Source organism: Plantimonas leprariae, assembly GCF_008802405.1.
GTDB classification, from domain to species: Bacteria; Pseudomonadota; Alphaproteobacteria; order Rhizobiales; family Rhizobiaceae; genus Plantimonas; species Plantimonas leprariae.
In genome coordinates this window covers 1-22,808 of record NZ_VZDO01000020.1, presented here as the reverse complement: position 1 = coordinate 22,808, position 22,808 = coordinate 1, and the positions used below count along the sequence as shown (strand labels likewise).

27 protein-coding genes are annotated in these 22,808 nt (G+C 69.5%); 13 read left to right on the top strand and 14 right to left on the bottom strand.

Going from position 1 to position 22,808, the window contains the following annotated elements; translation table 11 throughout:
• Nucleotides 1-255 precede the first annotated feature (255 nt).
• Nucleotides 256-432, bottom strand: a complete 177-nt coding sequence (locus F6X38_RS19845) for a hypothetical protein (RefSeq protein ID WP_161992843.1) — start codon at nucleotides 430-432, stop codon at nucleotides 256-258.
• A 166-nt stretch (nucleotides 433-598) separates the two neighbouring features.
• On the opposite strand from F6X38_RS19845, the gene F6X38_RS19840 reads away from it, so the two are divergent.
• The 7 genes from F6X38_RS19840 to F6X38_RS19815 all read left to right on the top strand — a co-directional run bounded on the left by F6X38_RS19840 (nucleotide 599) and on the right by F6X38_RS19815 (nucleotide 4,436).
• Nucleotides 599-904, top strand: coding sequence for a MerR family transcriptional regulator (locus tag F6X38_RS19840; protein ID WP_161992842.1), 306 nt, complete (start codon nucleotides 599-601; stop codon nucleotides 902-904).
• A 20-nt stretch (nucleotides 905-924) separates the two neighbouring features.
• A complete protein-coding gene (locus tag F6X38_RS19835; protein WP_161992841.1) occupies nucleotides 925-1,386 on the top strand; it encodes a MerR family transcriptional regulator in 462 nt (153 codons plus the stop codon).
• Between the two features lie 33 nt (nucleotides 1,387-1,419).
• The gene (locus F6X38_RS23515) at nucleotides 1,420-1,707 is read left to right on the top strand and encodes a hypothetical protein (protein ID WP_161992840.1); all 288 of its coding nucleotides are present in this window, start codon (nucleotides 1,420-1,422) and stop codon (nucleotides 1,705-1,707) included.
• 136 nt (nucleotides 1,708-1,843) lie between these two features.
• On the top strand, nucleotides 1,844-2,017 hold the full coding sequence (locus F6X38_RS23510; RefSeq protein WP_161992839.1) for a hypothetical protein: 174 nt from the start codon (nucleotides 1,844-1,846) through the stop codon (nucleotides 2,015-2,017).
• A 138-nt stretch (nucleotides 2,018-2,155) separates the two neighbouring features.
• On the top strand, nucleotides 2,156-2,917 hold the full coding sequence (locus F6X38_RS19825; RefSeq protein ID WP_150972803.1) for an amino acid ABC transporter substrate-binding protein: 762 nt from the start codon (nucleotides 2,156-2,158) through the stop codon (nucleotides 2,915-2,917).
• Between the two features lie 92 nt (nucleotides 2,918-3,009).
• A complete protein-coding gene (locus F6X38_RS19820; protein ID WP_150972801.1) occupies nucleotides 3,010-3,690 on the top strand; it encodes an ABC transporter permease subunit in 681 nt (226 codons plus the stop codon).
• Complete coding sequence (locus F6X38_RS19815; protein WP_150972799.1) at nucleotides 3,687-4,436, top strand: amino acid ABC transporter ATP-binding protein; 750 nt, start codon at nucleotides 3,687-3,689, stop codon at nucleotides 4,434-4,436. Before F6X38_RS19820 ends, F6X38_RS19815 begins: the two co-directional genes overlap by 4 nt.
• 21 nt (nucleotides 4,437-4,457) lie before the next feature.
• On the opposite strand, the gene F6X38_RS19810 is transcribed toward F6X38_RS19815, so the two are convergent.
• Genes F6X38_RS19810 through F6X38_RS19785 form a run of 6 tightly spaced genes read right to left on the bottom strand, consistent with a single transcriptional unit; the run spans nucleotide 4,458 to nucleotide 11,407 of the window.
• The gene (locus F6X38_RS19810) at nucleotides 4,458-5,969 is read right to left on the bottom strand and encodes a carboxypeptidase M32 (protein ID WP_150972797.1); all 1,512 of its coding nucleotides are present in this window, start codon (nucleotides 5,967-5,969) and stop codon (nucleotides 4,458-4,460) included.
• Between the two features lie 21 nt (nucleotides 5,970-5,990).
• Nucleotides 5,991-6,992, bottom strand: coding sequence for an ABC transporter ATP-binding protein (locus tag F6X38_RS19805; RefSeq protein WP_202618038.1), 1,002 nt, complete (start codon nucleotides 6,990-6,992; stop codon nucleotides 5,991-5,993).
• Nucleotides 6,989-7,990 (bottom strand): ABC transporter ATP-binding protein, encoded by a 1,002-nt coding sequence (locus F6X38_RS19800; protein ID WP_150972795.1) that lies wholly within the window; start codon nucleotides 7,988-7,990, stop codon nucleotides 6,989-6,991. The genes F6X38_RS19805 and F6X38_RS19800 overlap by 4 nt, the downstream gene beginning before the upstream one ends.
• Nucleotides 7,987-8,856, bottom strand: a complete 870-nt coding sequence (locus F6X38_RS19795) for an ABC transporter permease (protein ID WP_150972793.1) — start codon at nucleotides 8,854-8,856, stop codon at nucleotides 7,987-7,989. Before F6X38_RS19795 ends, F6X38_RS19800 begins: the two co-directional genes overlap by 4 nt.
• Nucleotides 8,853-9,791 (bottom strand): ABC transporter permease, encoded by a 939-nt coding sequence (locus F6X38_RS19790; RefSeq protein ID WP_150972791.1) that lies wholly within the window; start codon nucleotides 9,789-9,791, stop codon nucleotides 8,853-8,855. Before F6X38_RS19790 ends, F6X38_RS19795 begins: the two co-directional genes overlap by 4 nt.
• Nucleotides 9,792-9,829: 38 nt before the next feature.
• Nucleotides 9,830-11,407 (bottom strand): ABC transporter substrate-binding protein, encoded by a 1,578-nt coding sequence (locus tag F6X38_RS19785; protein ID WP_150972789.1) that lies wholly within the window; start codon nucleotides 11,405-11,407, stop codon nucleotides 9,830-9,832.
• Nucleotides 11,408-11,578: 171 nt separating this feature from the next.
• Between F6X38_RS19785 and F6X38_RS19780 the strand changes: the two genes are divergently transcribed.
• Genes F6X38_RS19780 through F6X38_RS19760 form a run of 5 tightly spaced genes read left to right on the top strand, consistent with a single transcriptional unit; the run spans nucleotide 11,579 to nucleotide 16,470 of the window.
• The gene (locus F6X38_RS19780) at nucleotides 11,579-12,565 is read left to right on the top strand and encodes a GntR family transcriptional regulator (protein ID WP_150972787.1); all 987 of its coding nucleotides are present in this window, start codon (nucleotides 11,579-11,581) and stop codon (nucleotides 12,563-12,565) included.
• On the top strand, nucleotides 12,562-13,263 hold the full coding sequence (locus F6X38_RS19775; protein ID WP_150972785.1) for a creatininase family protein: 702 nt from the start codon (nucleotides 12,562-12,564) through the stop codon (nucleotides 13,261-13,263). Before F6X38_RS19780 ends, F6X38_RS19775 begins: the two co-directional genes overlap by 4 nt.
• A complete protein-coding gene (locus tag F6X38_RS19770) occupies nucleotides 13,260-14,309 on the top strand; it encodes a ketopantoate reductase family protein (protein ID WP_150972783.1) in 1,050 nt (349 codons plus the stop codon). The genes F6X38_RS19775 and F6X38_RS19770 overlap by 4 nt, the downstream gene beginning before the upstream one ends.
• Nucleotides 14,306-15,064: an SDR family NAD(P)-dependent oxidoreductase gene (locus F6X38_RS19765; RefSeq protein ID WP_150972781.1), complete on the top strand. Its 759-nt coding sequence runs from the start codon at nucleotides 14,306-14,308 to the stop codon at nucleotides 15,062-15,064. The genes F6X38_RS19770 and F6X38_RS19765 overlap by 4 nt, the downstream gene beginning before the upstream one ends.
• On the top strand, nucleotides 15,061-16,470 hold the full coding sequence (locus F6X38_RS19760) for a M20/M25/M40 family metallo-hydrolase (RefSeq protein WP_150972779.1): 1,410 nt from the start codon (nucleotides 15,061-15,063) through the stop codon (nucleotides 16,468-16,470). Before F6X38_RS19765 ends, F6X38_RS19760 begins: the two co-directional genes overlap by 4 nt.
• Here F6X38_RS19760 and F6X38_RS19755 read toward each other — a convergent pair.
• The 3 genes from F6X38_RS19755 to F6X38_RS19745 all read right to left on the bottom strand — a co-directional run bounded on the left by F6X38_RS19755 (nucleotide 16,465) and on the right by F6X38_RS19745 (nucleotide 18,725).
• Nucleotides 16,465-17,163, bottom strand: coding sequence for an endonuclease III domain-containing protein (locus tag F6X38_RS19755; protein ID WP_150972777.1), 699 nt, complete (start codon nucleotides 17,161-17,163; stop codon nucleotides 16,465-16,467). The two genes, F6X38_RS19760 and F6X38_RS19755, sit on opposite strands and share 6 nt — an antisense overlap.
• Nucleotides 17,164-17,253: 90 nt before the next feature.
• Nucleotides 17,254-18,132 (bottom strand): bifunctional helix-turn-helix domain-containing protein/methylated-DNA--[protein]-cysteine S-methyltransferase, encoded by an 879-nt coding sequence (locus tag F6X38_RS19750; protein WP_150972776.1) that lies wholly within the window; start codon nucleotides 18,130-18,132, stop codon nucleotides 17,254-17,256.
• A gap of 107 nt (nucleotides 18,133-18,239) precedes the next feature.
• Nucleotides 18,240-18,725, bottom strand: coding sequence for a DUF2244 domain-containing protein (locus tag F6X38_RS19745; RefSeq protein WP_161992838.1), 486 nt, complete (start codon nucleotides 18,723-18,725; stop codon nucleotides 18,240-18,242).
• A 55-nt stretch (nucleotides 18,726-18,780) separates the two neighbouring features.
• Here F6X38_RS19745 and nth point away from each other — a divergent pair, with 55 nt between their 5' ends.
• Nucleotides 18,781-19,626, top strand: coding sequence for an endonuclease III (nth, locus tag F6X38_RS19740; RefSeq protein WP_246191458.1), 846 nt, complete (start codon nucleotides 18,781-18,783; stop codon nucleotides 19,624-19,626).
• Here nth and F6X38_RS19735 read toward each other — a convergent pair.
• From F6X38_RS19735 to F6X38_RS19720, 4 genes are read right to left on the bottom strand one after another with little or no spacing between them, the layout of a single operon-like run.
• The gene (locus F6X38_RS19735; protein ID WP_150972769.1) at nucleotides 19,618-20,376 is read right to left on the bottom strand and encodes a sulfate transporter family protein; all 759 of its coding nucleotides are present in this window, start codon (nucleotides 20,374-20,376) and stop codon (nucleotides 19,618-19,620) included. The genes nth and F6X38_RS19735 overlap by 9 nt on opposite strands.
• A gap of 4 nt (nucleotides 20,377-20,380) precedes the next feature.
• Nucleotides 20,381-21,655: an NAD(P)/FAD-dependent oxidoreductase gene (locus tag F6X38_RS19730; protein WP_150972767.1), complete on the bottom strand. Its 1,275-nt coding sequence runs from the start codon at nucleotides 21,653-21,655 to the stop codon at nucleotides 20,381-20,383.
• Nucleotides 21,656-21,683: 28 nt separating this feature from the next.
• Nucleotides 21,684-21,827, bottom strand: a complete 144-nt coding sequence (locus F6X38_RS19725; RefSeq protein ID WP_150972765.1) for a DUF3096 domain-containing protein — start codon at nucleotides 21,825-21,827, stop codon at nucleotides 21,684-21,686.
• A 9-nt stretch (nucleotides 21,828-21,836) separates the two neighbouring features.
• Nucleotides 21,837-22,619, bottom strand: coding sequence for a 3-hydroxybutyrate dehydrogenase (locus F6X38_RS19720; RefSeq protein ID WP_150972763.1), 783 nt, complete (start codon nucleotides 22,617-22,619; stop codon nucleotides 21,837-21,839).
• Nucleotides 22,620-22,808: the final 189 nt, after the last annotated feature.

Sequence of the window (22,808 nt, the reverse complement as noted above, 5' to 3'; positions counted from 1 at the left end):
CTGCGATCGTCGCCGCGTCGACAGGATCGGCGAAGGAATAGCGGCGATTCGGGACGGGAAATCCCGAATCGCCGCGGCGGGAGCCCGCCTTGTCGCGAAGCCGGATCGTTTTCCACAGCCTCCGCCGAAAGACGCTCCAGCGTGGCGCGGAGGGTGCCCAAGTCTCGCCGCACCCGTTAACGATATCGATTAACGGTTTGTTAACAAGGCGATAGACACGCCTCAGTTGCTCAGTCAACTTATGGCATGGCTATATCATGGACGGATACCCTGCCGCGGCTTTTCGCGCGCCGCGCAGCCGAGGAACTGGCGAAAGTCTACGGCATCAAGGGCGCGCAACAGCGCGTCGCGGAGCGATTGGCCGAGGCCGACGCCGACGACGAGCATTTGCTGCAGGATATTCTCGATGCTTTGGAAGAACTGGCTCGGCATTCCCTGAGCTGAAAAGAACGCTCGACTTTCACGGAGCACATCTGTTTCTTAGCTAACTGCAAGATGACTCGTGAGGGCGCTGGACGGCTGCCCTCTAACGAAAGCAGCGAACGGGATGCAGGCCTCGAAAAGTCCGGGCGAGACGGTTTCGACCTCGAAGGATGCCGTGAGCGTCGAAACGCTCCTCGGATTGAACGCCGGCAAAGCCGACATGCGCGACCTCTACCGGGCCGGAGAGCTCAAGCGAGAATTCGGCGTCACGCACTGCACCCTGCGGGATTACGAGAGGAAGGGTTTCGTCAGCCCGGTCCGGCAGGGCATCCGGCGTCTCTATTCACGCTTCGACCGGCGGCGGCTGCGGCTCGCCATCCTCTCGCAGACCTTCGGCTTCACCATGCTGGAAGCCGCGCAAATCATTGACGTCTACGGCGGTATCAGGAACATCGGCACAACCGTTGGTGTTTCCGAATAGCCGCAGCAGGTATGCCAGGCATGCGCAATTCATCGGACGACGACACAGGGACCGCCGGTCAGGACGAGGAACTCTCCGTCGAGCGCCTGCTCGGCATGACGGACGCGGCAAACGAACTGAAGGCCGTGTACCGCATCGGCGATCTCGCGAACGAGTTCGGGATCTCGCTTCGTTCCCTGCGCTTCTACGAGGCGCGCGGCCTCCTGCAGCCTGCCCGCCGCGGCACGACGCGGCTCTATTCGCAGGACGACCGCAGGCGGCTGCGATTGATCCTGCTCTGCAAGCTTCTCAGCTTCTCGCTCACCGAGATCCGCCAGATCGTCAACGCCTATCTCGGCACCGGCTCCGAGCTCCAGCGCACGCAAGGTCTGCGCGCGGTCTTCGAGCACCAGCGCAGCGTCCTCCAGGCGCAACGCGACGATCTGGACGCATCGATGGCGGCTCTCGACGCCTCGCTTCTGGCGCTCGACAAACCGTCCTAACCGAACGGACGCCCGCAAGATCTCTCGATCGGGATGGGCCGCGGCGATTTATCTCACCATCCGGCGCGCGAGCCGGACGGCGGATTCATATTGCATTGCGGAAGCCGAATCGTCCCGTCCTCCGTAGCTTCGCGCATGAAGCACCTGACGACCAAGTTCACGCGCTGCTGCGCGTATCGGCTGGAACGGCGATTCGGCTATGACGGCGCCGTGGAACGCCTGCAGGAGCGCATCGACAACGGCTCGATCGAGGAACGTTCGCTCCTTGCCGATATCCTGCAGGCGCTTCGGACGTCCCGCACTGGCACGGGACACCATTGAGCGTGCGGAAGACAGATGCGGACCGCGGCGCGCCTCGATCCGTTCGTGATCTGGCGACGCACCGTTCACGTCTGCGCGATGCGAACGATCCGATAGGACTTGCCGGTCAGCATGCGCCGATGATGAAGGGACGGCCATGAACGACCACGAACCGGATGGGCGCGGGACCTCCATGCTGGCGGCCTGCTTCGACCGGACGGCGGCGCAGGCCGCCGCCCTTGCCCTCGCTGGCAGCGGCGAACGATCCGCGACCGCCCGCCGCCGGCCCGTCGGCTGGCTGCGGTCCTGCCTGCGGCGTCTCGTGTCCTGATCCGCGCCTCGACGGCGTGAACCCGCTTCGATGAGAAGGATCGTTCCCGAACCTTAGCCGGAGCGCGATTTTCTTGCTTGAGAACGCCGCCCGCCGAACCGATGGTCGCGGCTCGATTCCCGGAAGGTTCTCTGCGACATGAAACGCTTCGCTCTCGCCCTCGCGGCCATCGCCTGCCTCGCCGACGCCGCGTCGGCCGGCAGCCTGAAGGAGATCCAGGCCGCCAAGACGCTGCGGATCGGCACGGAGGGGACCTACGCGCCCTTCACCTTCCACGACGCGTCCGGCCAGCTCGTCGGCTTCGACGTCGAGATCGGCCGCGAGGTCGCCAAGCGTCTCGGCGTCGAGCCACGTTTCGTCGAGGGCAAGTGGGACGGCCTCATCGCCGGTCTCGGGGCCGACCGCTACGACGCCGTCATCAATCAGGTCGGCATCACCGAGGAGCGCAAGGCCCGCTACGACTTCTCCGATCCCTACATCGTCTCCAAGGCGGTGCTGATCGTGAAGAAAGGCAACGAGGACATCAAGTCCTTCGCCGACCTGAAGGGCAAGCGCGCGGCGCAGTCGCTGACCTCGAACTACGGGAAGATCGCTGAAGGGGCCGGCGCGACGCTGGTCGGCACCGATGGCTTCGATCAGTCGATCCAGCTCGTCCTGACCGGCCGGGCCGACGCCACGATCAACGACAACCTGTCCTTCCTCGACTTCGCCAAGCACAAGCCGGACGCTCCCGTCGCGATCGTGGCGACACAGGACGAGGCGGCGGCTTCCGGCATCATCGTCCAGAAGGATAATCCCGATCTCGTCGCGGCGATCAACAAGGCGCTGGCCGAGATCAAGTCGGACGGCACCTACGACGCGATCTCGCAGAAGTACTTCGGCGCCGACGTATCGCGCTGAGGCGCGAATTCTCCTAGTTTTCGAGCAGCGCCGAAGGGCGGGACAGGCGAGGACGATCGGTCCGCGCCGCCCGCCGGAGGGATCGAACGACCTTGCCGCCTTTCTTGCAGCTGATGCTCGATTCGCTCTGGCCGCTCGTGCGGGCGGGGCTGACCTTCACGGTGCCGCTGGCGATCCTGTCCTTCGCCTTCGGCCTCGCGCTCGGCTTCCTCGTCGCCGTGGCACGGCTCTTCGCACCGGCCCCGATCGCAGCGGTGGCGCGCTTCTACGTCTGGTTCATCCGCGGCACGCCGCTCCTCGTCCAGCTCTTCGTGATCTTCTACGGCCTGCCGAGCGTCGGCATCCTGATCGACGCCTTTCCGGCCGCGCTGATCGGCTTCTCGCTCAGCGTCGGCGCCTACGCCTCCGAGATCATCCGCGCCGCCCTTCTGTCGATCCCGAACGGTCAGTGGGAGGCGGCCTACGCCATCGGCATGACGCGGCCGCAGGCGCTTCGGCGCACCGTCGTGCCGCAGGCGGTTCGGGTCGCGGTGCCGCCGCTGTCGAACTCGTTCATCTCGCTCGTCAAGGACACCTCGCTCGCCGCCGCGATCACGGTGCCGGAACTCTTCCAGGAGGCGCAGCGGATCGTCGCCGTCACCTACGAGCCGCTGATCCTCTATATCGAGGCGGCGCTGATCTACCTCGTCTTCTCGTCCATCCTGTCGTCGCTGCAGAACCGCCTGGAGCGGCGGCTGGCGACCTATGGCGGCTACGGGGAGGCGCGCGCGTGATCCGTCTCGCCGGCATCGAGAAGCGCTTCGGCGGCAACACCGTCCTGAAGGGCGTCGACCTCACCGTCGCGCCGGGCCGCGTCACGGCGCTGATCGGTCCGTCCGGCAGCGGCAAGTCGACCTTGCTGCGTTGCGCGAACCTCCTGGAGATGCCGGAAGCCGGCAGTCTCGAGCTCGAAGGATTGTCGCTGCGCTTCGACCCGCGCAGCCGCCCCGCCCCGAAGGACGTGCTGGCCGTCCGCCGCGCCACCGGCATGGTGTTCCAGAACTTCCAGCTCTTCCCGCACCGCACCGCGCTCGAGAATGTCACCGAAGGTCTGGTGACGGTGCTGCGCTGGCCGCAGGACCGGGCGAAGGCACGCGCCATGGAGCTCTTGGCCAAGGTCGGGATGGCAGCGAAAGCCGATAGCTGGCCCGCCACCCTGTCGGGCGGCCAGCAGCAGCGCGTCGCGATCGCGCGGGCGCTCGCCGGTTCGCCGAAGCTGCTCCTTTGCGACGAGCCGACTTCGGCGCTCGATCCCGAACTCGCGGCGGAAGTGGTGGAGGTGCTGGGAGCGCTCGCCGGCGAGGGGACGACGATGCTGATGGCGACGCACGACCTGCGCCTCGCCAGCCGGATGGCGCATCACGTCGCCTTCCTCCAGGACGGCGGCATCGTCGAGGAAGGCGGCCCGGACGCGATCTTCCGCGCGCCCAAGGATCCCCGCACCGCCCGCTTCGTCCGGACGCTCAGCGGCGTGGCATGAGCCGGCGCGGCTCGCGCGGTCTCAGGCCGCGAGCCCGTCGACCTTCGCGCGCAAGGCCGCGAGGTAGCTGCGCGTCGACAGCGCCTCGCCCGTCGCCCGCTCGAGCAGCGCCTCCGCCGGGAAGCGCCGCCCGTGCCGGTGGATGTGGTGTCCCAGCCAATCGCGCAGGGGCCCGTAGTCGCCGCCGTCGATGCCGGCCGAAACGGCGCGGTCCCGCGTCGCCGCCTCGAAGAGCTGCGCGCCCATGACGTTGCCGAGCGTGTAGGTCGCGAACGAGCCGATCATGCCCGAGGACCAGTGGACGTCCTGCAGCACGCCCTCGCGGTCGGTGGAAACCTCGATCCCGAGGAGGTCGCGCATGCGCTCGCGCCAGAGGCCGGGCAGGTCCCGCACCTCGATCTCGCCCGCGATCAGCGCCGCCTCGATCTCGACGCGCAGCATGATGTGGAGGTCGTAGGTCAGTTCGTCCGCCTCGACGCGGATCGGGCCGGGGCGGGCGGCGTTGACGGCGCGCCAGAAGCCGGCCTCGGAGACCCCAGCGAGCTCGTCCGGGAAGGCGTCGCGCAAGCGGCCGAAATGCAGTTCCCAGAAGCGGCGCGAGCGCCCGACGCGGTTCTCGATCAGCCGCGACTGCGATTCGTGCATGCCGAAGCTGGTGCCGCCGACCGCGTAGAGGTTGACGAAGTCGATCGCGAAGGCCGAGCGGGTCAGTTCCGGCGCGATGCCCTGCTCGTAGAGGCCATGGCCGACCTCGTGCCAGACGCCGAACATGCCGGCCGGCAGCCACTCCTCGCGGAAGCGGCCGGTGATGCGCACGTCGCCGCGCGTCATCGAGATCTCGAACGGATGCACCGTGTCGTCGAGCCGGCCGCGCGCGAAGTCGTAGCCGAGCCGGCCCGCCAGCTCCTTCGCGAAAAGCTTCTGCCGCTCGACCGGGAAGCGCTTCATCGCGAGGTCGACGCCGGAGTTCAGGTCGCGCGCCTTCGCGAGAAGCGGCGCGAGTTCGGTGCGCAGTTCGTCGAGGAGGGGCCGCAGGCGGGAGAGCGTCATGCACGGCTCGTAGGTGCCGATGAGCGCGTCGTAGGGGTGGCCCTCGGAGCCGATGGCGGCGGCGATGTCGCGCTGCAACTCCACCGTACGCTGCAGGAACGGCGCGAAGCCGGCGAAATCGTCCTCGCGCCGGGCCTCGATCCATGCGGCGTTGGCGCGCGTCTTCAGCTCCGCCGCCTCGGACACGAGGCGGGACGAGATACGCTCCAGCGTCGCGATCGCACCGGCGGCGAACTCGACCTCGTCGCGCTCCGCGTCCGAACCGCCGCCGGCCAGCGTATCGCGGGCCCGCTCGATCGCGCTTTTCAGCGCCGGCCCCGTCGCGATCTCGCGGGCGAGCGAGGTCAGGGTCGCGAGCTGGTGAGCGCGTCCCTCGACGCCGCCCGGCGGCATCATCGTGCGGGTGTCCCATTGCAGGAGGTTGACGGCGCAAAGCACGTCGGCGAGCCGGCCGATCTCGGCGCGGAAAGCTTCGAACGACAAGTGGCGGTCTCCAATCGGATGCTAGACGGCGCCGAATTCCATGAGGTGGCAGGCGGCGACGTGGTCGGGGCCGCGCCCCGTCGGCTCCGGCCGCTCGGTGAAGCAGCGGTCGAAGGCGTGCGGGCAGCGGGTGTTGTAGGGGCAGCCGGCCGGCGGATCGATCGGGCTCGGGATCTCGCCGCGGGCGGCCGCTTCAGGGCGGCGATGCGCGGGGTCCATCTCCGGCGCGGCGTCGAGGAGGGCGCGGGTATAGGGATGGCGCGGCCGCTCGAACAAGGCGGCGGCCGGTGCGATCTCCATGATCCGGCCGAGATACATCACCGCGACGCGGTGCGAGATGTGCCGGACGAGGCGCAGGTCGTGCGCGACGAAGACGACGGTGAGATGCAGCTCTTCCTGCAGAGCCAGCAGCAGGTTCACCACCTGCGCCTGCACGGAAACGTCGAGCGCGGACACGAGCTCGTCGGCGACGATCACCTCCGGCTCGACGCTGAGCGCCCGGGCGATGCCGATGCGCTGGCGCTGGCCGCCGGAGAATTCGTGCGGGTAGCGGTCGGCGGCATCGGCGGGAAGGCGCACGAGGTCGAGGAGTTCGGCGATGCGCGCGGGAATCTCCGCTTTCGGCCGCATGCGGTGGACGGCGAGCGCCTCGGCGAGCGTCTGGCGCACCGTCATGCGCGGGTTCAGCGACGAATAGGGGTCCTGAAAGATCATCTGGACGCGGCGGTTGAACCGCCGCCGCTCCGCCCCGGCGAGCTGCGCCACGTCGCGCGCGTCGAAGCTGACCCGGCCGTCGTCCGGTTCGAGCAGACGGACGAGGCAGCGCGCCAGCGTCGACTTCCCGCAGCCGGACTCGCCGACGATGCCGAGCGTCTCGCCGCGCCTGACGCTCAGGGAAACGCCGTTCAGCGCGTGGACGGCGCGTCGCGGCCGCCCGGCGAGCCGGTCGAAAAGGCTGTGGCGCACCGGGAAGCGCTTGGCAACGCCGTCGACGCCGATCAGAGGTTGCGTGACGGCACTCACGCGGCGAGCCTCCGGGCGGCCAGCACCTCGTCCTGATGGAAGCAGGCGACCGAATGACTTGGAACGGCCTCCGCCAGACGGGGACGCTCGGCGCGGCACTGGGTGGAAGCGAAGCGGCAGCGCGGATGGAAGGCGCAACCGTCCGGAATGCTGGCCAGCCCTGGCGGCGTTCCCTCGATCGAGGCGAGGGCCGAGCGCTCGGCGCCGGCCTGCGGCACCGAGCCGATGAGGCCGAGCGTATAGGCGTGGCGCGGGGCGGCGAAGACATCTGCCACCCGGCCGACCTCGACGATGCGGCCGGCATACATCACCGCGACGCGCTCGCAGGAAGCGGCGACGACGCCGAGGTCGTGCGTCACCAGCACGACGCCCATGCCGAGCCGCTCCTTCAGGTCGACGAGGAGGCGGAGGATCTGGTCCTGGATGGTGACGTCGAGCGCCGTCGTCGGCTCGTCGGCGAGAAGCAGCTTCGGCTCGCCGGCCAGCGCGATCGCGATCATCGCGCGTTGCCGTTGGCCGCCGGAGAACTGGTGCGGATAGTCGCCGAGGCGGCGCTCCGCGTCCGGGATGCCGACGAGCGCGAGCAGTTCCGCCGCCCGTGCCCGCCGCTCGGCGCGGCGAAGCGTCGAATGGCTCTTCAGCACCTCGTCGATCTGGATGCCGACGGACAGCACCGGGTTCAGCGCCGTCATCGGCTCCTGGAAGATCATCGCGATCTCGCCGCCCCGCACGTCGCGCATCCGCCGCTCCGGAAGGCTCGCGAGATCGATGCCGTTCCAGCGCACCGAACCCTCGACCCGGCCCGGGGCGCGGATGAGGCGGAGGATGCCGCGCAGCGTCAGGCTCTTGCCGGAGCCCGACTCGCCGACGAGGCCGAGCGTCTCGCCGGCCGCGACGTCGAGGTCGATCGCGTCGACCGCGGTGAGCCGTCCGGCCGGCGTGTCGAAGCCGACGGAAAGCCCGCGGACCTCCAGCGCATTCGCTCGGCTTCCACTCATTGCTTCGCCCTCAGGAGTTCGGCAAGGCCGTCGCCGACGAGGCTGAAGCCGAGCCCGGTGAGGACGATGGCGAAGCCGGGGAACACGGAGATCCACCAGGCGGTCGACAGGTAGTTCTTGCCGTCGGCGATCTGGACGCCCCATTCGGCGGCGGGCGGCTGCGCGCCGAGCCCGAGATAGCCGAGCGAGGAGCCGAGCAGGATCGCCAGCGCCATGTCCGTCATCCAGTAGACCACCGCCGGCGTGATTGCGTTCGGCAGGAGGTGGCGGAAGACGATCCGCGCCGGCGTGTAGCCCATGACGCGGCCCGCATCGGCGTAGTCGAGGCGCTTCTGGACGCTGACCTCCGCCGCGACCAGCTTGGCGTAGAACACCCAGCCGACGACGCCGATCGCGACATACATGTTGCCGAGCCCGGGGCCGAGCACCGCGACGATCGCGATGACGAGTACGAGGAACGGGAAGGTCACGGCGGCGTCGACCAGCCGGCCGAACAGCGCTTCCGTCAACCCGCCGGCATAGCCGACCAGCGCCCCGATCAGCGTGCCGATGACGAAGGGCCCGAGCGTCGCGAAGACCGCGATCTGCATGTCAATCCGGTAGGCGTGGATGACGCGCGACAGGACGTCCCGGCCGAAATTGTCGGTGCCGAACGGATGCGCGAGAGTCGGCCCCTGCGTGATCGCCATGTAGTCGAAGGCGAGCGGGTCGTAGGGCGCGAAGAGCGAGGGCGCGACGGCGACGAGGAAGCTTGCGGCGACGATCAGGCCGCCGGCGACGAGCGTGCCGGGCAGCCGCCGGGATTTGCGGCGCGGGGCGGGGCGTGCGTCGGGGCGCGTCGCGGCGGTGGCGAGGACCTCGCTCATCGCGCGATCCTCGGGTCGAGCCAGGCCTGCAGGATGTCGGTCGCGAGGAACGTCAGCGAGACGAGGATCGCAAGCGCCATCGTCATGCCCTGCACGACCGGATAGTCGCGGCCGTAGATCGAATCGATCATCAGCCGGCCGGCGCCGGGTATGGCGAACACCGTCTCGGTGATCACCGCGCCGCCGAGCAGCGTGCCGATGGAAAGGCCGAACAGCGCGACCGTCGAGATCAGGGCGTTTCGGAGCACGTGGCGGACGAGCACCAGGCGCGTCGCCAGCCCCTTCGCCCGCGCGAACTCGACATAGTCCGCGCCGAGGACGCCGATGATCGCGGCGCGCAGGTTCCGCATCAGGACGGCGGCGAGGCTCAGCGCCAGCGTCAGGGCTGGGAGGAACAGGTGGTAGACGTGGTCGAGGAACGTCTCGCCGTAGCCGCCGACCGGGAACCAACGGAGCTTCGCCGCGAAGACGATGAGGAGCACGAGGCCGAGATAGAAGACCGGCGTCGACAGCCCGACCTGGAAGACGCCCCGGATCGCGGCGTCCGCCGCCCCGCCGCGCCGGAGCGCCGAGACGAAGGCGAGCGGAATCGCGATCGCGAGCGCGATGAGCGCGGCCATGACGGTGAGGAGGATCGTCACCGGCAGGCGCTGGAGGACGAGGTCCAGCACCGGCACGTGGAGGTGGATCGACTGGCCGAGATCGCCGGTCGCCGTCGCCTCGAGGAAGCGCAGGAACTGCACGGGCAGCGACCGGTCGAGGCCGAGATCGGCGTTGATCCGCGCGACGTCCGCGTCGAGCGCCCGGTCGCCGAGGATCGCGCTCGCCGGATCGCCCGGAAGCAGCCGCACCAGCACGAACACCACGACGAGGATGAACGCGAAGGTCGGGATCACCTGCAGCAGGCGGCGAGCGACGAAGCTTCCGAGCGGCACTTGTCAGGCCTTCAGGGGCGGTCGGGCCAGGGCTACCGTCATTTGGCGAGCCAGGTCTTGGTGAAGATATTGTTGCCGAGCGGGATCTGGATGAAGCCGTTCACCTTGGCAGAGAGCGCCACCGGATAAGGCGTCTCGTAGATCGGCACGATCGGGCCGGATTCGTTGTAGACCGCCTGGATCCGCGCGTACTGCTCGGCGCGCTTGCCCGGATCGATCTCGCGCTGCGAGGCCTCGAACAGCTTGTCGACCTCCTCGTTCTTCCAGCCGCTGTGGAGCGCGTCGATGGTCTTCGAATATGCGAAATACGAGGTGATCTGGCTCGGGTCCGAGATGTCGTTGGTCCAGCCGGCCAGCCGCATCTGGAACGTACCGTCGCGGTACTGCTGCGTGCGGGTGGCGTTGTCGACCTGCTGCAGTTCCAGCTTGACGCCGATCTGGCTCCACATCTGCTGCAGCGCCGTCGCGATGCCGATCTCGTCCTGGCTGCCGGCGAGGATCAGGATCTTCACCGGGAAGCCGTCGGCGTAGCCGGCTTCCTGCATCAGGCTCTTCGCCTTCTCGATGTCGTAGGGGAAGAGCGGCTTGTCGCCGGTGTGGAGCGGCGTCGCGGCCGACATGAACGAGGTCATCGGCGTGCCGACGCCGCGCGTCACGATCTGGATGATCGCGTCCTTGTTGACGGCGTAGTTCATCGCCTGCCGCACCTTCGGGTCGGCGAGTGGGTTCTTCTGCCCGTCGAGCTCCGGCCGGACGTTCATCGTGGCGTATTCGACGCGCGTCGAGGGATAGAGCTCCATCTTCAGGCCGTCGACGCCCTTCAGCTCCTCGACCCGCGAGTAGGGGATGAACTCGGCGCCGTCGAGCTCGCCCGACTGGAGGCGCAAGATGCGCGTCGCATCGTCGGGCAGGAGCTGGAAGGTGACGCCGTCGAGATAGGGCAGCGGCTTCCCGTCCTCGCCCTTCGCCCAGTAGTGCTCGTTGCGCACGAGCTTCATCGTCGAGCCGCGCTCCCAGGACTGGAGCACGAAGGGGCCGGAGCCGACCGGATGCTCGGCGAAGCTCTTCGCCTTGTCGGCGTCCGTCGCGCCGCTCGCCGCCTCGAACGCCTTTTCGGGCAGGATGCCGGTGTTGAACACGGTGAGCGCCGCGAGGATCGACGGGTCGGCGTGCTTCAGCTTCACCGTCACGCCTTTGTCGCCGTCCGCCACGACGTCGTCGATCGAGGAGACGAGCGAATTCCAGATGCCGTTCTTCGGGTTCGCGGCGCGCTTCAGCGACCAGACGACGTCGGCCGGGGTGATCGGCGAGCCGTCCGAGAACATGATGCCGTCTCGCAGCGTCAGCGCCAGCGACATACCGTCGTCCGAGAGCTTCCATTCGGAGGCGAGGCCGGGCTGCACGCCCTTGCCGTCGTCGGTCGGGAGCAGCAGCGTGTCGTAGAGGTTCGACAGGATCCAGATGTCGACGTTCGCGTCGTTCAGCACCGGGTCGAGGAACAGGCTGTCGGCGTAGCGGCCGTAGGTCATGACGCCGCCGCGCTCGACTGCGCTGGAAAGCGCCGTGGAGCCGAGAAGGAGAGAGGCGGCGAGCGCCGCGCGAACGAAGAGCCTCATCGTCGTGCCTTCCCGAAAGCGTTCTATGTGGTTAGAACGTTCCATGACGGACCGATGCTGTCAACGCATCTTTTTCGCTGGAATGACGGCGTCCGACGTGCATGATGGCGGCAGCCGCGGTTCGCCCCGGCCGCAATGTTCTAGTTGATTGGGACAGTTCCGGTCGTCCGCATGGACTTCAACGTCGATCGAGACATCGCGGTGCCGATCCGCCTGCAGTTGCGGGGAACGATCGAGTACGGCATCGCCTGCGGCGAGCTGAAGGCCGGCGACGCGCTGCCTTCGGTGCGCGATCTCGCCGAGCGGGTCGGCGTCGCGCCGATGACCGTCAGCCAGGTCTATGCCGAGCTAAAGGCCGACGGCCTGATCGAGACGCGCACCGGCTCCGGCACCTTCGTCGCCGATTCGACTCGGGCCCGCATGGCCGGGCAGCCGGACGTCGTCGCGCTGCACGACCAGATCGACCGGCTGATCGACGCGGCCGGCGCGATGGGGGTGCGCTCGGGCGATCTCGCGGCGCTGATCAGTGCCCGCCTCATCTACCGCAACAGCGTCGGCCCGCGCGTCGGCATCGCGATGATCGGCCTGTTCCCGGCCGCGACCGCGGCTTACGCGCGGGCGCTCGCTGCCCAGGTCGGGCGGAGCGCGACCGTCGACCCGATGACGATCGAGGCGCTGCAGCGCGATCCCGCCCTTCGCGCCCGGGCGGCCTCCGCCGATCTCGCCGTCACCTTCGCCAACCGCCAGCGCGAGGTGGCGAGCCTCCTCCCCAACACCAAGGTCGTGTCGCTCAGCTTCATCCCGTCCGAGGAGACGCGGCGCGCGCTGGTGTCGCTGAACGGGCGCGACCGGGTCGCCGCGGTGTCGCGCTTTCCGGACTTCCTGCCGATCATGAAGGCGGGCGTCGCCCGGTTCGCGCCGCACGTGCCGCAGATCGCCGGCTTCCACCTCGACGATCCCGAACTCGCCGAGAAGCTGAAGGAGAGGGACGTCCTCGTCTTCTCCACCGGGGCGGAAGCGGCGGCGGAGGCGGTCGAACGCCATGTCGCGCGCCTCGAATACCGCCATGCGCCGGACCCAGCCGACGTCGAGCGCGTGGTGATGCCGCTCATCCGCGCCATCGAAGCCAAGTTCCAGCCGGACAGGAAAGCCTCATGAAGATCGCCGAGATGAACTGGGCCCAAGTGGAAGCGTATCTGGCGCACGACGACCGCGCCGTGGTGCCGCTCGGCTCCACCGAGCAGCATGCCGGCCTGTCCCTGTCGGTGGATTCGATCCTGTCGGAACGCGTCGCCGTGGAGGCCGCCGAACCGCTCGGGCTCCCGGTCTTCCCGGTGCTCGCCTACGGCGTCACGCCCTACTTCCTCGCCTATCCGGGCTCGATCTCGCTCCGCGTCGAGACCTATGTGCGGATCGTGCGCGACGTGCTCGACTGCCTTTATGCGCAAGGGTTCAGGCGCATCCTCCTCGTCAACGGCCACGGCGGCAACCAGCCGGCCGGCTCGCTGGCGATCGAATGGATGGCCGACCATCCGGGCACGGCGGTGAAGTTCCACAACTGGTGGAACGCGCCGAAGACGTTCGAGAAGGTGAAGGCGATCGACCCGGTCGCCTCGCACGCCTCCTGGATGGAGAACTTTCCCTGGACGCGGCTCCCCGGCGTCGAGCAGCCGGCCGCGCAGAAAGCCATGATCGACTTCGATCGGATGCGGGTGATGAGCCCGAAGGCGGTGCGCGACTATCTCGGCGAGGGCAATTTCGGCGGCCTGTTCCAGCGCCCCGACGCGGACATGCTGGCGATCTGGGAGGTCGCCGTCGCCGAGACCCGCGCGCTGATGGAAGGGCCCTGGGCGTGAGCGCCGCCACGGCCAATGAAGGGCCGATCCTCGTCTGGGGCGCGGGCGCGATCGGCGGCTCGCTCGGGGCGAGCTTCATTCAGCAGGGCGAAACGGTCGTGTTCGTCGACGCGGCGGCAGAACACGTCGCGGCGATCGAGCGCGAGGGCCTGCGGATCGAGGGGCCGATCTTCGAGGCGACCGTCGGCGCGCGCGCTTGTTCGCCCGACGAGCTGGAGGGCACGTTCTCCCGCGCCTTCCTTTGCGTGAAGGCGCTCCATACCGAAGCCGCGATCCGGCAGCTCAGCTCCCATCTGGCGGCGGACGGCTTCGTCGTCTCCGCGCAGAACGGCCTCAACGAGCACGCGATCGCCGAAGTCGTCGGCGCGGCGCGCACGGTCGGCTGCTTCGTCAACTTCGGCGCGGACTATCTGGAGCCGGGCGTCGTGCATTTGAGCGGTCGCGGCGCGGTGGTGGTCGGCGAGATCGACGGAAGACGGACGGAGCGGATCGAGGCGATCCACCGGCTGATGGCCGGCTTCGACCCGGCCGCGGTGTTGACCGACAACATCTGGGGCTTCCTCTGGGGCAAGCTCGTCTACGGCGCGCTGCTCTTCGGCACGGCCCTCACCGACGATTCGATCGCGGACGTGCTCGACGATCGGCAGTTCCGCCCCGTCCTGACGGCGCTCGGGCAGGAGGTCGCGCGCGTCGCGGCGGCCGAGGGCGTCCGGATGGAGGCCTTCGACGGCTTCCGGCCCGACGCCTTCTCGGCCGAGGCCGCGCCCGACGAGACGGCGCAATCGTTCGACGACATGGTGGCGCACAACCGCCGCTCGCTGAAGACCCATTCCGGCATCTGGCGCGATCTTGCCGTCCGGAAGCGCAAGACCGAGGCCGAGCACCAGCTCGGGCCGATCGCCGCGACCGGCCGCCGGCACGGCGTCGCGACGCCGCTGACGGAACGCCTCGTCGCCATGATCGGCGAGATCGAGAGCGGCCGCCGGCCGCTGTCGCGCGCCAACCTCGCGGAGCTCGGCGGCGCGACGGAGCGGAGCGCGGCATGAGCAGCCGGTTCGAAGGGCGGAGCGTCCTCGTCACCGGCGCCGCGCACGGCTTCGGCCGTGCCATCGCGCTCGCCTTTGCCGCCGAGGGTGCGCGCGTCCACGCCTGCGACGTGAATGCGGAAGGGTTGGCCGAGACCGAACGGCTTGGCGAAGGCCGGGTAAGCGTCTTCCCGCTCGACGTCGGCGACCGGGAAGCCGTGCAGGCCGCCGCCCGGCGGCTGGGCGGCAAGGGGACGGGCGTCGACATCCTCGTCAACAATGCCGGCGGGGTGCGCGGCCAGGTCGGCCGGCCGCTGGAGGACGTGTCGGCCGCCGACTGGCAGGCGATCTTCGACGCCAACCTGACAGGCGCGTTCTTCCTGGCGCAGGCCCTCGCGCCCGGGATGAAGGCCAAAGGGTTCGGTCGGATCGTCAACATCTCCAGCGGCGCCGGGCTCGGCGTCAGCCTCACCGGCATCCAGGCCTATGCCAGCGCCAAGGCCGGACAGATCGGCCTGACCCGCCAGCTCGCGCACGAGCTCGGCCGCTTCGGCATCACGGTGAACAACGTCGCGCCGGGCTTCGTGCGCTCCAACCCGACCACCGAGCGGCAATGGGAGGCGATGGGCGAAGCGGGCCAGGAACGGCTCGTCGGCTCGATCGCGCTGCGGCGGCTGGGAACGGTCGACGATATCGCGAACGCCGTCCTGTTCTTCGCTTCCGATGCGGCCGGCTGGATCACCGGTCAGGTCCTGTCCGTGGACGGCGGCAAATGAGCGGAGCGGCTGAGACCTGGCTGACAGGCCATGAGCCGCAGGCGCTCAAAACCCTGAAGCGCTTCTGCCGCATCCCGAGCATCAGCGCCGATCCGGCCTATGCGGCTTCGGTGCGGGAGGCGGCCGGCTTCGTCGCGAGCCTCCTCTACGACGCCGGCTTTCCGGAGGTCTCGATCGAGGAGACGGGCGGTTCGCCCGCAGTTCTGGCGGAATGGGGCGGCCTTCCGGATGCACCGACCGTCCTCGTCTACGGGCACTACGACGTGCAGCCGCCGGATCCGCTCGGGGCCTGGACCTCGCCGCCCTTCGAGCCGACCGTCCGCGACGACCGTCTCTATGCGCGGGGCGTATCCGACGACAAGGGGCCGCTCCTGATCCCGATCCTCGTCGCGAAGGCTTATCGGGAAACCGGCGAACGGCCGCCGGTGAACCTCAAATTCCTCGTGGAGGGCGAGGAGGAGTCCGGCAGCCCGAACTTCGAGCCGACCGTCGCGCGGCTGAAGGACCGCCTCGCCGCCGACCTCGTCCTGTCCGCCGACGGCGCGATGTGGCGGGCGGACCTGCCCTCAGTCACGGTCGCGAGCCGGGGGCTCCTCGGGCTCGACGTGCGCCTCACGGGTGCGGCGAAGGATCTCCATTCCGGCCGGCACGGCGGCTCCGCCCCGAACCCCGTCCGCGCCCTCGTCGCGATGCTGGCGAGCCTCCACGATGCGGACGGCAACGTTCTGGTCGAGGGCTTCGCCGACGGGGCGACGCCGCCCGATCCGGCGATCCTCGCGGCGATCCGGGCCGCGCGCTTCGATCCCGCCGCGTATCTCGCCGAGATCGGCGCGCCGGTGCCGGAGCCGCTTCCGACCGGCGAGGCGTTGCTCGAGCGGCAATGGCTGCATCCGACGCTGGAGTTCAACGGCGTGTCCGGCGGCTATGCGGGCGCGGGCTCGAAGACCGTGATTCCGGCGGAAGCGTCCGCCAAGATCACCTGCCGGCTCGTCGCGGGCCAGGAACCGGACGCCGTCTTCGCCGCGATCCGCCGGCATCTGGAAGGCGCGACGCCGCCTGGCTATCACTTGGCAGTAGAGCGGCACGGGCCGGGAAGCGTCGCCTTCGCGCTCGATCCGGCTTCGCGCGGCCTCGCGATCGCCGAAGAGGTACTGACGGACGTGCTCGGCGCGAAGCCGCTCCGCGTCGCGATGGGCGCGACGATCCCGATCGGTGCGGTGTTCAAGCGGCATCTCGGCACGGACGCGGTGTTCTTCTCCTTCTCGACGGCCGACGAGGACTACCACGCCCCGAACGAGTTCTTCCGCCTCGCAAGCTTCCGCACCGGCCTCAAGGCCTGGGTGCGGATGTTGGAGAAGCTGGCGGCGGAAGCACGGCCCACGGCGCGACGTCCGGGCGGGTCATGACACCGCTTCGGTGACCACGACCTTCGAGGCCGAGAAGAACAGGCAGAGATCGTTCAGGAAGCAGGTCTCGCAGCGCGGGCGCTGCGATTTGCACACCGCCTTGCCGAACTGGATCAGCCAGAAATGCCCGTCGCGCTGCGCCCAGGCCGGCGCGCGGGTTTCCAGCGCCTGCGCGGTCCGGTCGGCGGTGGCCTCGTCGGTGATGCCGATGCGGTTCGCGACGCGGTTCACGTGCGTGTCCACCGCGATCACGTCGGCGTCGAAGGTGAAGCTCATGACGATGTCGGCGCACTTGCGCCCGACGCCGGGCAGCCGCATCAGCTCTTCGCGCGTCTGCGGCACGACGCGTTCGTGCTCGTCGATCAGGGTGCGGCAGAGCGCTTTGAGGTTGCGCGTCTTCATGTTGTAGAGGCCGCAGGGGCGGATCGCCTGCGCCACCGCCTCGTCCGGCAGCGCCAGCAACTCGTCCGGCGTCTTGACCAGCGCGAAAAGCGCGTTCGTCGCGGCGGCGGTGTTGCGGTCGAGGCTCTGCGCGGAGAGGATGCAGGAGACGACCGAGCGGAACGGGTCCGGCTGGTCCTTCGGACCCTTAGCGGTGGCGGTGCGGCCCGGCATGTGGCTTTTCAGCCGCCGGAAGGCCTCCTCGACCTCGCTCTCGGGCAGCAACCGCTGCCCCCGCTGGTGTTTCGCCATGCCGCGCTCCCGCCGTTCCGACAGCCGGCAAAGCGGGAGAAGGTGTGGTGGTTCCGGCGCGCGGCGATCGGCCGCCCGCCGGTCGCGGCGTCAGGCCCTCGCGAGGACGCCGGCCTCCCAGCCGAGCATGGCGCGCTTGCGCGACAGGCCCCAGTGGTAGCCGGTGAGCGCGCCGCCCTTGCCGAGCACGCGGTGGCAGGGCACGACGAAGGAGATCGGGTTGCGCCCGACCGCCGCGCCGACCGCGCGCGCCGCCTGCGGCACGCCGAGCTGCGAGGCGATGCCGGAATAGGTCGTCGCCTTGCCGACCGGGATTTCCAAGAGCGCCTGCCAGACGCGCACCTCGAAGTCGGAGCCGATCAGCACGACGCGCAACGGGCGGCTGTCGCTCCATTCCGCCGGCTCGAAGCTCCGCGCGGCCAGCGGCGCGACCGCCCCGTCGTCGCGGGCGAAGCGGGCGCGCGGCCAGCGCCGCACCATGTCGGCAAGCGCCGCCTCGTCGCCGTCCGCCGTTCCGTCCGAGAAGCCGATGCCGGCGAGGCCCTTCGCGGTCGCGACCAGAATCGCGCGGCCGAAGGGCGAGGGCGCGTAGCCGTAGGTCAGCTCCAGCCCTTCCCCCTTCGCCTTGAAGTGGCCCGGTGACATGGCCTCGTGCTTGACGAAAAGGTCGTGCAGCCGCGACGGGCCGGACAGCCCGACCTCGAAGGAAGCGTCGAGCAGCGGCGCGCCCTCGGCGAGCAGCCGGCGCGCATGGTTGATCGTCACCGCCTGCAGGAAAGCCTTCGGCGTCAGCCCCGCCCAGCGGCGGAACAGCGCCTCCAGTTCGGCGGGCTCGCGCCCGACCGCCGCCGCGACCTCCTCCAGCGAGGGCTGGTCGCGGTAGTCGGTCGAGATGAACTCGATCGCGGCGCGCACGCTGGCGTAGTCGTCGGCATCCGCGCGGGAGCGGACGGGCGTGGGTGCCGGCATGGAAATGGTTCGTTCGTCGAGCGCGAGAGACATGGCTACCTCCTTGTCCTGAGCTTGGGAGATAGACCCGTCCGCAGCGTGGAACCACCCGATTTCCGGATGGTCCTTCAGCGCCCCCGGGCGGTCAGCAGGGCGCGGTTGAAGGCGGTCGCGAAACTCTCGCGGTCGTCCGGGTTGAGTAACCGGCCGATCTCGGTCTGCCGGCCCTCGCCGACGACGCGCATGCCGACGATGCCGAACTCATCGTGCCGGGCGACGTTGAAGCGCGCCCAGAACGGGTTGTAGTGCGTCTCGTTGACGGCCCCCGCCGGCGAGACCTGCCGGATCGAGAGGTCGGTGCGCGACAGGGCGACCTCCTCGCGCGCTTTGCCCGAACGGTAGCTCGCCCGGAAGGCGACCCAGACGAGCAGGACGTCGAGGCCGAAGAAGCCGACCACCGGCCACGCGCCGTTCGCGACGAAGCCGATGCCGGTGAGGACGCTGATGCCCCCGAGCACCAGCATCAGCGCGTTGAAGCCGCGCCGGTTCAGCGAGCGGTACGGGGTCAGGAGCGCCTGGAAGATCGGCGCGTCGGCATCGGCGGGAGCGGGCATCGTCATCGCAAGGGCGGCCTTGGCACCGGACGGATGCTCTCGATATAGCCCGATCATGGCAGAAAAGTCCGCCCCCGGGCGTGCCTCCAGCGCGAAAAGCTCCGGCGGCAAATCGTCCCGCGCCCCGAAGCCCGCGAAGGCGCCGCCCGCGATCCCCTATTCACCGGCGGACGTCGAGGAGATCTTCCGCCGCCTCCACGTCCAGCGGCCGAACCCGACCTCCGAACTCGAGCACTACGACCCGTTCACCTTCCTCGTCGCGGTGGTCCTGTCGGCGCAGATGACCGATGTCGGCGTCAACCGCGCGACGCGCCGGCTGTTTCCGCTGGCCGACACGCCCGCGGCGATGGCGGCGCTGGAGCCGGAGCGGATCTTCGAGCTCATCGGGAACGTTTCCTTCGCCCGGACCAAGTCCGGCAACCTCGTGAAGCTGTCGCGGCGGCTGGTGGAGGAGCACGGCGGCGTGGTGCCGCGCTCGATCGAAGCCCTGATCGCGCTGCCGGGCGTCGGGCCGAAGACGGCGCGCGTCGTGCTCAACACCTGCTTCGGCGAGAAATATCTCGGTGTCGACACGCACATCTTCCGGATCGGCAACCGCTTGAAGATCGCGCCGGGCAGGACGCCGGACGAGGTGGAGCGCAATTTTCTCGCCATCATCCCGAAGCCGTACCTCGCGCCGGCCCATCACCTGCTGCTTCTCCACGGGCGCTACGTCTGCAAGGCGAGGAAACCCGACTGCCCGGCCTGCGTCATCGCCGATCTCTGCCGGGCCGACGAGAAGTGGAACAGCGAGCCGGCGCCGCTGATCCGGCTGCCCGACCACCCACCCGGCCTGCAGGGAACGCCGCAGGCGAAGGGCGAACTGCCGAGGACCGACGGCGAGGCCGAAGCTTCAGTCTGAGCGTGGACCGGCCGCCGCGATGCGCCGCTCGACGGGTGGCGCGGGAAGGCCGCCTTCGCGCCTGGAGACGAGCTGGTGGAGGTTCACCATCAGCGCGGCGGCGACGAGCGGCGTCAGGAGGTTGACGACCGGCACGGCGAGAAAACACGCGACCACCGCGCCGCCCGCGAGAACGGTGCCGCGGTGGCGGCGGCGCAGCGCCTTCGCGTCGTGCTCGGTGCGGTAGCGCATCGCCGCGAACTCGAAATACTCGCGGCCGAGCAGGTAGCTGTTCACCGCGAAGAAGGCGACGAGGTTCACCACCGGCACGAGGAGCAGCGCGAAGGCGAGGAGGTTGCCGAGGACGATGACGCCGAGGAACTTCGCCGAAAGCCTGAGCGAAGCGGCAAGCGGCAGTTCACGGCCGGGCGGAGCCTCCGGGTAGCACTCGCGCTCCACCACTTCCGCGACATCGTCGAGGAAGAGGCCGGCGATCGCGGCGCTGACCGGTCCGATCAGGAAGGCGAGGGCGATGGCCAACAGCAGCCCGGCGAGCCAGCCGGCGGCCCGTTCGGCATCGCTCGCCCAGGCCGGCAGCGCGGGCAGCCAGCCCGCCGCCCACGGCGCGGCGACCCGCTCGAACAGCGCTTCGACCGCGAACCAGAGGCCGACCAGCACCAGCGCCGTCAAGCCGAGCGATTTCCAGAACGCCGCGCGAAAGGGCGGCGAGAAGAGGTCGCGGAGCGCGCGGGAGGCGGCAAGGCCGATCATCCTCTCAGCCGTGCAGCTTCAGCGCGGGCCCGCGCGTCGGCATCGCGAGATCGGCGAGGATCGCGACAGTGCCGCGGACGGGTCCGAGCACGGTCCACTGGTGCTCGCGCTCCAGCGCCGAATAGGCCGCCTTGGCGAACCGGCCGTTGACGATGAAATCGCGGCTGCCGAGGATGCCGACGGTGCCGGCACCGGCCAGCGAGATCAACTGGCCCTTGTTGCGGTAGGCGAAGGCCGCCGGCTCGCCGCCATGCACCGCTTCGGACAGCGCCTTCGCGAGGTAGCGCGCCTCCTGGCTGGCGATCTGAGCGGTCGGCGGCAGCGGCGCCTTCGCATCGGCGGGCGTCAGGCTCGCTGCGTCGCCGATCGCGTAGACCAGCGGGTCGACGGTGGTGCGAAGCCGGTCGTCCACCACGATCCGGCCCTTCCTGTCCATCTCGAAGTCGGCGAGGTCCTTCAGAACCGGCGCGCCGGTCAGTCCCGCCGCCCACATCACGGCGTCGGCCGGATAGGTTGCGCCGGACGCCGTCCGGACGAGGCCCGCCTCCACGGCGGAGACCTTGGCGTTGGTCACGACGTCGATGCCGAGCGCGTCGAGCCGCTGCAGCACCTGCGTCCGGAGCTTGGCGTCCCCGCCCGGCATGATTTCCGGCGCGGCCTCGAGGATGGTGATCCGCAGCAGCCGGTCGCGGTCGTCGTGGCCCTTGCGCTCGAAGAAGGCGTGCTCGGCCTCCCGCAGGTTCGCGGCGAGCTCGGTGCCGGTCGCGCCGGAGCCGACGATCACAATCCGCGCCGGCTCGCCCGTGGCGCGCGCCTTCAGCATCATCGCGACGAAGCTCTGGCGGAAGGCGTCGGCGTCGGCGCGGCCGTCGAGGCTGTAGGCGTGTTCCTTCACGCCCGGCGTGCCGAAATCGGCGGTGACGCCGCCGAGCGCGACGACGCAGCGCTCAAAGGGGAGGGCCCGCTCCGGCGCGACCGCCTCGTGCTTCACGTCCGAGAAGGCGCGGAGCACCACGCGTCGGCCGGCGCGGTCGATGCGGGCGACGTCGCCCTGCTCGAAGCGAAAGCCGCGCAGGGCCGCCAGCGTGTAGAAGCTGATCTCGCTCAGCGAGGTGTCGACCGTACCTGCGGCGAATTCGTGCAGGCGCGGCTTCCAGACATGCGCGCCGACCCGGTCGACCAGCGTCACGTCCAGCCTGCCGCCGGAAGCGAGGCCGCAGGCGAGTTCGAGCCCGCCGGAGCCGCCGCCGAGGATCAACACCCGCTGCCTGTCCGTCATTCGCCTAGCTCCGCCGGCGAGCGGCGGCTCAGACGCCGAGCTGCCGGCCGAACAGGCCGACGACGCCGACCACGATCAGGTAGATCGCGACGATGTAGTTCAGAAGGCGCGGCGCGATCAGGATCAGGATGCCCGCGACGAGCGCGACCAGCGGCTGGATGGTGATTTCCATGGTGTCCTTTCACGCCATGTGCCAGCCGTGGCTGACGGTGATGGATTGCCCGGTGAAGGCGTTGGAGCGGAAGCCGGCGAGGAAGACGGCCGTCTCGGCGACGTCGTCCAGCGTGGTGAACTCGCCGTCCACGGTGTCCTTCAGCATGACCTTCGAGACGACGTCCGCCTCGCTGATCCCGAGCGTCGCCGCCTGCTCGGGAATCTGCTTGTCGACGAGGGGCGTCCTGACGAAGCCGGGGCAGATGACGTTGGAGCGCACGCCGTGCTTCGCCCCCTCGATCGCCATGACGCGGGCGAGGCCGAGGATGCCGTGCTTGGCGGCGACATAGGCGCTCTTCAACGGCGAGGCGCGGTGGCTGTGCACCGAGCCCATGTAGATCAGCGAGCCGGACCCTTGCGGGTACATGTGCCGGACCGCCGCCTTGGTCAGCAGGAACGCGCCGCCGAGATGGATGTCGAGCATCCGCCGGAACTCGTCGTACGGAAAATCCTCGATCGGATGGACGATCTGGATGCCGGCATTGGACACGATCGTGTCGAGGCGGCCGAAGCGGCGGACGGTCTCGTCGACCCCTTCGTTCACTGCCGTCTCGTCGGCGACGTCCATCGGGACCGCGAGCGCTTCGCCCCCGGCATCGCGGATGCCGGAGGCGGTGTCCGCCGCAGCCGCGCCGTTGATGTCGCAGACCGCGACACGCGCGCCGCTCTGGGCGAGGGCCTGCGCGATGGCGCGACCGATGCCGGACCCGCCGCCGGTGACGAGTGCGACGCTTCCCGCCAGTTCGCGCATGCCGCCTCCCGGGCTCGGGCGAAACCGCAATGGATCGCCGGTGGAAAGCGGCAAAGTGGCGGAAACGGAAAGGCCGGCAAGTGCTGCCGGCCTTTGTTCTTGGGCGTCCGGGACGGGGCGGCGCGGACCATCCCCTTCGTTGTCAGAATTCCTCCCAGTCGTCTGCCTGCGCCTTGGGAGCTGCGCCGC

Coding starts and splice junctions, on each gene's coding strand:
- F6X38_RS19845 (WP_161992843.1), bottom strand. CDS start 432: ATGCCGAGCCAGTTCTTCCAAAGCATCGAGAATATCCTGCAGCAAATG.
- F6X38_RS19835 (WP_161992841.1), top strand. CDS start 925: ATGCGCAATTCATCGGACGACGACACAGGGACCGCCGGTCAGGACGAG.
- F6X38_RS23515 (WP_161992840.1), top strand. CDS start 1,420: ATGGGCCGCGGCGATTTATCTCACCATCCGGCGCGCGAGCCGGACGGC.
- F6X38_RS23510 (WP_161992839.1), top strand. CDS start 1,844: ATGAACGACCACGAACCGGATGGGCGCGGGACCTCCATGCTGGCGGCC.
- F6X38_RS19825 (WP_150972803.1), top strand. CDS start 2,156: ATGAAACGCTTCGCTCTCGCCCTCGCGGCCATCGCCTGCCTCGCCGAC.
- F6X38_RS19800 (WP_150972795.1), bottom strand. CDS start 7,990: ATGAGTGGAAGCCGAGCGAATGCGCTGGAGGTCCGCGGGCTTTCCGTC.
- F6X38_RS19795 (WP_150972793.1), bottom strand. CDS start 8,856: ATGAGCGAGGTCCTCGCCACCGCCGCGACGCGCCCCGACGCACGCCCC.
- F6X38_RS19785 (WP_150972789.1), bottom strand. CDS start 11,407: ATGAGGCTCTTCGTTCGCGCGGCGCTCGCCGCCTCTCTCCTTCTCGGC.
- F6X38_RS19780 (WP_150972787.1), top strand. CDS start 11,579: ATGGACTTCAACGTCGATCGAGACATCGCGGTGCCGATCCGCCTGCAG.
- F6X38_RS19775 (WP_150972785.1), top strand. CDS start 12,562: ATGAAGATCGCCGAGATGAACTGGGCCCAAGTGGAAGCGTATCTGGCG.
- F6X38_RS19765 (WP_150972781.1), top strand. CDS start 14,306: ATGAGCAGCCGGTTCGAAGGGCGGAGCGTCCTCGTCACCGGCGCCGCG.
- F6X38_RS19760 (WP_150972779.1), top strand. CDS start 15,061: ATGAGCGGAGCGGCTGAGACCTGGCTGACAGGCCATGAGCCGCAGGCG.
- F6X38_RS19755 (WP_150972777.1), bottom strand. CDS start 17,163: ATGGCGAAACACCAGCGGGGGCAGCGGTTGCTGCCCGAGAGCGAGGTC.
- F6X38_RS19750 (WP_150972776.1), bottom strand. CDS start 18,132: ATGCCGGCACCCACGCCCGTCCGCTCCCGCGCGGATGCCGACGACTAC.
- F6X38_RS19745 (WP_161992838.1), bottom strand. CDS start 18,725: ATGCCCGCTCCCGCCGATGCCGACGCGCCGATCTTCCAGGCGCTCCTG.
- nth (WP_246191458.1), top strand. CDS start 18,781: ATGGCAGAAAAGTCCGCCCCCGGGCGTGCCTCCAGCGCGAAAAGCTCC.
- F6X38_RS19735 (WP_150972769.1), bottom strand. CDS start 20,376: ATGATCGGCCTTGCCGCCTCCCGCGCGCTCCGCGACCTCTTCTCGCCG.
- F6X38_RS19730 (WP_150972767.1), bottom strand. CDS start 21,655: ATGACGGACAGGCAGCGGGTGTTGATCCTCGGCGGCGGCTCCGGCGGG.
- F6X38_RS19725 (WP_150972765.1), bottom strand. CDS start 21,827: ATGGAAATCACCATCCAGCCGCTGGTCGCGCTCGTCGCGGGCATCCTG.
- F6X38_RS19720 (WP_150972763.1), bottom strand. CDS start 22,619: ATGCGCGAACTGGCGGGAAGCGTCGCACTCGTCACCGGCGGCGGGTCC.